General features: G+C 72.8%; 4 protein-coding genes. All 4 read left to right on the top strand.

Features of this window, described 5'->3' with window-relative positions; all coding sequences use genetic code 11:
- The first annotated feature begins 89 nt into the window (after positions 1-89).
- A complete protein-coding gene (locus FNQ90_RS13165) occupies positions 90-1,265 on the top strand; it encodes a Gfo/Idh/MocA family protein (protein ID WP_182606551.1) in 1,176 nt (391 codons plus the stop codon).
- A 64-nt stretch (positions 1,266-1,329) separates the two neighbouring features.
- A complete protein-coding gene (locus tag FNQ90_RS13160) occupies positions 1,330-2,499 on the top strand; it encodes a dihydrodipicolinate synthase family protein (RefSeq protein ID WP_182606550.1) in 1,170 nt (389 codons plus the stop codon).
- Positions 2,496-3,332: a sugar phosphate isomerase/epimerase family protein gene (locus FNQ90_RS13155; RefSeq protein ID WP_182606549.1), complete on the top strand. Its 837-nt coding sequence runs from the start codon at positions 2,496-2,498 to the stop codon at positions 3,330-3,332. The genes FNQ90_RS13160 and FNQ90_RS13155 overlap by 4 nt, the downstream gene beginning before the upstream one ends.
- A gap of 537 nt (positions 3,333-3,869) precedes the next feature.
- Positions 3,870-4,669, top strand: an 800-nt coding sequence (locus FNQ90_RS13150) for a helix-hairpin-helix domain-containing protein (protein ID WP_267133049.1), incomplete at its 3' end; no start/stop codon positions are given.

Here is a 4,669-nt window from a genome sequence, read left to right as displayed (position 1 = left end):
CACCCCCGCATCGCCCCGGCGTCCCGCGCCGACCACCCCGGCGCGGCGCACCCGCGCCGGCACCGCACACCACCGGAAGGAACACCCTCATGACGCAGGCGGCCAAGGACCGCAAGGTCGTCCGGATCGCGATGAACGGCGTCACCGGACGCATGGGCTACCGGCAGCACCTGGTCCGCTCGATCCTCGCCATCCGTGAACAGGGCGGCGTGGACCTCGGCGACGGCCGGGTCATCTGGCCCGAGCCGATCCTCGTCGGCCGCCGCGAGCACGCCCTGCGGGCGCTCGCCGTCACCCACGGCCTGGACCCGGAGACCACCGTCTCCACCGACCTGGACGCCGTCCTGGCCGACGACTCGATCGACATCTACTTCGACGCCCAGGTCACCCTCGCCCGCGAGGCCGCGATCGGGAAGGCCATCGCCGCCGGCAAGCACATCTACACCGAGAAGCCCACCGCCACCGGTCTGGACGGCGCCCTGGAGCTGGCCCGGCGGGCGACCGCCGCCGGCGTCAAGCACGGCGTGGTGCAGGACAAGCTCTTCCTCCCCGGCCTGCTCAAGCTCAAGCGACTCATCGACGGCGGCTTCTTCGGCCGCATCCTGTCGGTGCGCGGCGAGTTCGGCTACTGGGTCTTCGAGGGGGACTGGCAGGAGGCCCAGCGCCCCTCGTGGAACTACCGCGCCGAGGACGGCGGCGGCATCACCGTGGACATGTTCCCGCACTGGGAGTACGTGCTCAACGAGCTGTTCGGCCGGGTGGAGAGCGTGCAGGCGCTGACCACCACGCACATCCCCGAGCGCCGCGACGAGCAGGGCAAGCCCTACGCCGCCACCGCCGACGACGCCGCGTACGGCATCTTCCAACTGGAGGGCGGGATCGTCGCGCAGATCAACTCCTCCTGGGCGGTGCGGGTCAACCGCGACGAGTTGGTGGAGTTCCAGGTGGACGGCACCGAGGGCTCGGCCGTCGCCGGTCTGCGCAACTGCCGTGTCCAGCACCGCGCGGTCACCCCGAAGCCGGTGTGGAACCCGGACCTGCCGGTCACCGAGCGGTTCCGCGACGACTGGCAGGAGGTGCCGGACAACGCCGAGTTCGACAACGGCTTCAAGGCCCAGTGGGAGCTGTTCCTGCGCCACGTGGTGTGCGACGAGCCCTACTCCTGGGACCTGCTGGCCGGCGCCCGGGGCGTGCAGCTCGCGGAACTGGGCCTGCGCTCGGCCTCCGAGGGCCGGCGCCTGGACGTGCCCGAGCTGACGCTGTGACCCGCGCGCGCCCGAGCATCACGAACCCGCCGCGCCCCGCGCGCTCCGCCTTCGAGGACTGACAGTGACGATTCTGCTGCCCGGCCCCGACGGGGCCCCGCATCCCTACGAGCCGCGCACCGAACCCGCCCCGCTCGCCCCCGCCGGCGGGCCGCCGGTCTCCCGCACGGTCTACTCGGCCGCGCACGTGGTGGCCGACCCGTTCGTCGACACCACCCCCGACGGCCCGGCCGCCGTGGACTGGGAGGCCACCCTCGCCTTCCGGCGCCACCTGTGGTCGCACGGCCTGGGCGTGGCCGAGGCGATGGACACCGCCCAGCGCGGCATGGGCCTGGACTGGGCCGGCGCCGCCGAGCTGATCCGCCGCTCGGCGGCCGAGGCGAAGGCGGTGGGCGGCACCATCGCCTGTGGCGTGGGCACCGACCGGCTCACCGGCCCGGTCACCGGCGTCGACGAGGTGCGGGCCGCCTACGAGGAGCAGTTGGAGCTGGTGGAGGGGGTGGGCTCGCGGGCGATCGTCATGGCCTCCCGCGCGCTGGCCGCCGTCGCCCGCACCCCCGACGACTACCGGGAGCTGTACGGGCGGTTGCTGCGGCAGGCGTCCGAGCCGGTCATCCTGCACTGGCTGGGCCCCATGTTCGACCCGGCGCTGGAGGGCTACTGGGGCAGCGCGGACCTGGACGAGGCCACCGAGACCTTCCTGTCGATCATCGCCGCCCACCCCGACAAGGTGGACGGCATCAAGATCTCGCTGCTGGACGCCCGGCGCGAGGTCGAGCTGCGGCGCCGACTGCCGAACGGCGTGCGCTGCTACACCGGCGACGACTTCAACTACCCGGAGCTGATCGCCGGCGACGAACAGGGCTTCAGCCACGCGCTGCTGGGCATCTTCGACCCGCTGGGGCCGCTGGCCGCGCAGGCGGTGCGGGTGCTGGACACCGGTGACACCGAGGGCTTCCGGAAGCTCCTGGACCCGACGGTGGAGCTGTCCCGGCACCTGTTCGAGGCGCCGACCCGCTTCTACAAGACCGGTGTGGTGTTCCTGGCGTGGCTCGCGGGTCACCAGGAGCACTTCACGATGGTGGGCGGCCTGCAGTCGGCCCGCTCGCTGCCGCACCTGGTGCGCGCCTACCGGTTGGCGGACGGGCTGGGGCTGTTCCCGGACCCGGCCCCGGCCGAGGAGCGGATGCGCCGTCTGCTGGCGGTGCACGGCTTCGACGGAGGTCCCCGATGAGCGCGCCGGAGCGTTTCTCCATCAACCAGATGACGGTCAAACAGCTCTCCCTGCCGGACCTGGTGGAGGCGTGCGGGGAACTGGGGGTGAGCCGGGTCGGGCTGTGGCGCGAGCCGGTGGCCGAGTACGGGCCGGAGGCGACCGCGAAGCTGGTGCGCGGGGCCGGCCTGTCCGTCAGCACGCTGTGCCGGGGCGGGTTCCTGACCGCCGCCGACACGGCGGGGCGCACCCGGGCGCTGGAGGACAACCGGGCGGCGATCGACGAGGCGGTCGCCCTGGGCACCGACACGCTGGTGCTGGTCTGCGGCGGGCTGCCGGAGGGCAGCCGGGACGGGGAGGCACTGGCCGCCGCGCGGGGTCGGATCGGCGAGGCGCTGGCCGAGCTGGTGCCGTACGCGGCGGAGCGCGGGGTGCGGTTGGCGATCGAGCCGCTGCACCCGATGTTCGCCTCGGACCGCTGTGTGGTCTCCACGCTGGACCAGGCGTTGGAACTGGCCGCGCCGTTCCCGGCCGAGACGGTCGGGGTCACGGTGGACACCTACCACCTGTGGTGGGACGACCGGGTGGCGGACGACATCGCCCGGGCCGGCGCCGAGGGCCGGATCCACACCTTCCAGCTGGCGGACTGGATCACCCCACTGCCGGCCGGCGTGCTCACCGGGCGGGGCCAGATCGGTGACGGCTGCGTGGACATGCGCTGGTTCCGCGAGCGGGTGGACGCCGCCGGGTACACCGGGCCGATCGAGGTCGAGTTGTTCAACGACGACCTGTGGGCCCGGGACGGCCGCGAGGTGCTGGCCGAGACGGTGGAGCGGTTCCGGGCGGCGATCTGATCCCTCCCGGTCCGGGTGGGCGGGGGCACGGTCCGGGCGGCCCGGTCCGTGCCGATCGGAAGTGGGGGCCCCGGCTTCCCCGTCGGGGGCGGGAGATCCCCGGGCCCCCGACCCGCGCACCGGCACGGGGGCCCGGCTCGCCCGTTCCCGTGCCGGGTTCCGCCCCGGTGGCACTTCTCCCGGTGTCACCTCTCGGCGTACCCCGCGACCGCTCCGTCGCCGTCGGTGAGAAACTTTCCGCAAAATAATACTCTCCGTTGTGCAACCCTTCCGAGGGATCGCGGGTCGTATGTGGCATCGGGGGAAGCAGGAGGGGATCGAAGGGCCCGGCTCACCGGGCCCTTCGGGGTTTTCGGATGTTTTCCGGGACCCGTTGTTTCCCCGCGGCCCTCGCCGTCCTCGCCGTCCCCTCCCTTCTCGCCCTTCTCGCTCTCCTGGCCGTCCCGTGTGTCCCGGGGGGTGGTCCGGTGCCGATCCCGTCACGGCGTCCCGACTGTCGGCCCGTACCGATACCGTCGGGGCATGTCGAGCGGTGGCATGTCGGGCGGCGCGGTGCTGGAAGGCGTCCTGGAACGCATCACCTACGCCAACGAGGAGAACGGCTGGACCGTCGCCCGGGTGGACGCCGGGCGCGGTGACCTGATCACGGTGGTCGGCGCGCTGCTGGGCGCCCAGCCCGGGGAGTCGCTGCGGATGCGGGGCCGGTGGGGCAGCCACCCGCAGCACGGCCGTCAGTTCCAGGTGGACAACTACACCACCGTCCTGCCCGCCACCGTCCAGGGCATCCGCCGCTACCTGGGCTCCGGCCTGATCAAGGGCATCGGCCCGAAGACCGCCGAGCGGATCGTGGACCATTTCGGGACCGACACCCTGGACGTCATCGAGGCCGACCCGAAGCGGCTCATCGAGGTGCCCGGCCTCGGTCCCAAGCGCACCGCGCTGATCGGCGCGGCCTGGGAGGAGCAGAAGGCCATCAAGGAGGTGATGGTCTTCCTGCAGAGCGTGGAGGTCTCCACCTCCATCGCGGTGCGGATCTACAAGGAGTACGGGGACGCCTCCATCACCGTGGTGCGCGAGGAGCCCTACCGGCTGGCCGCCGACGTGTGGGGCATCGGCTTCCTGACCGCCGACCGGATCGCCAAGGCCGTCGGCATCCCGCACGACAGTCCCGAGCGGGTCAAGGCGGGTCTGCGGCACGCGCTCTCCCTCTCCTCCGACCAGGGCCACTGCTTCCTGCCCGAGGAACGCCTGATCGCCGAGGCGGTCAAGCTGCTCCAGGTGGACACCGGTCTGGTCATCGAGTGTCTGGGCGAGCTCGCGGAGGCGGGGGAGGGGGT

Source organism: Streptomyces alkaliphilus (assembly GCF_014141535.1).
Classification (GTDB): domain Bacteria; phylum Actinomycetota; class Actinomycetes; order Streptomycetales; family Streptomycetaceae; genus Streptomyces; species Streptomyces alkaliphilus.
The sequence above is the reverse complement of the archived record's forward strand: the minus strand, read 5'-3'. Positions and strand labels throughout refer to the sequence as shown.

What these genes read in the sequence shown, in the direction of transcription:
- FNQ90_RS13155 (WP_182606549.1), top strand. Translation starts at nt 2,496, where the DNA reads ATGAGCGCGCCGGAGCGTTTCTCCATCAACCAGATGACGGTCAAACAG.
- FNQ90_RS13165 (WP_182606551.1), top strand. Translation starts at nt 90, where the DNA reads ATGACGCAGGCGGCCAAGGACCGCAAGGTCGTCCGGATCGCGATGAAC.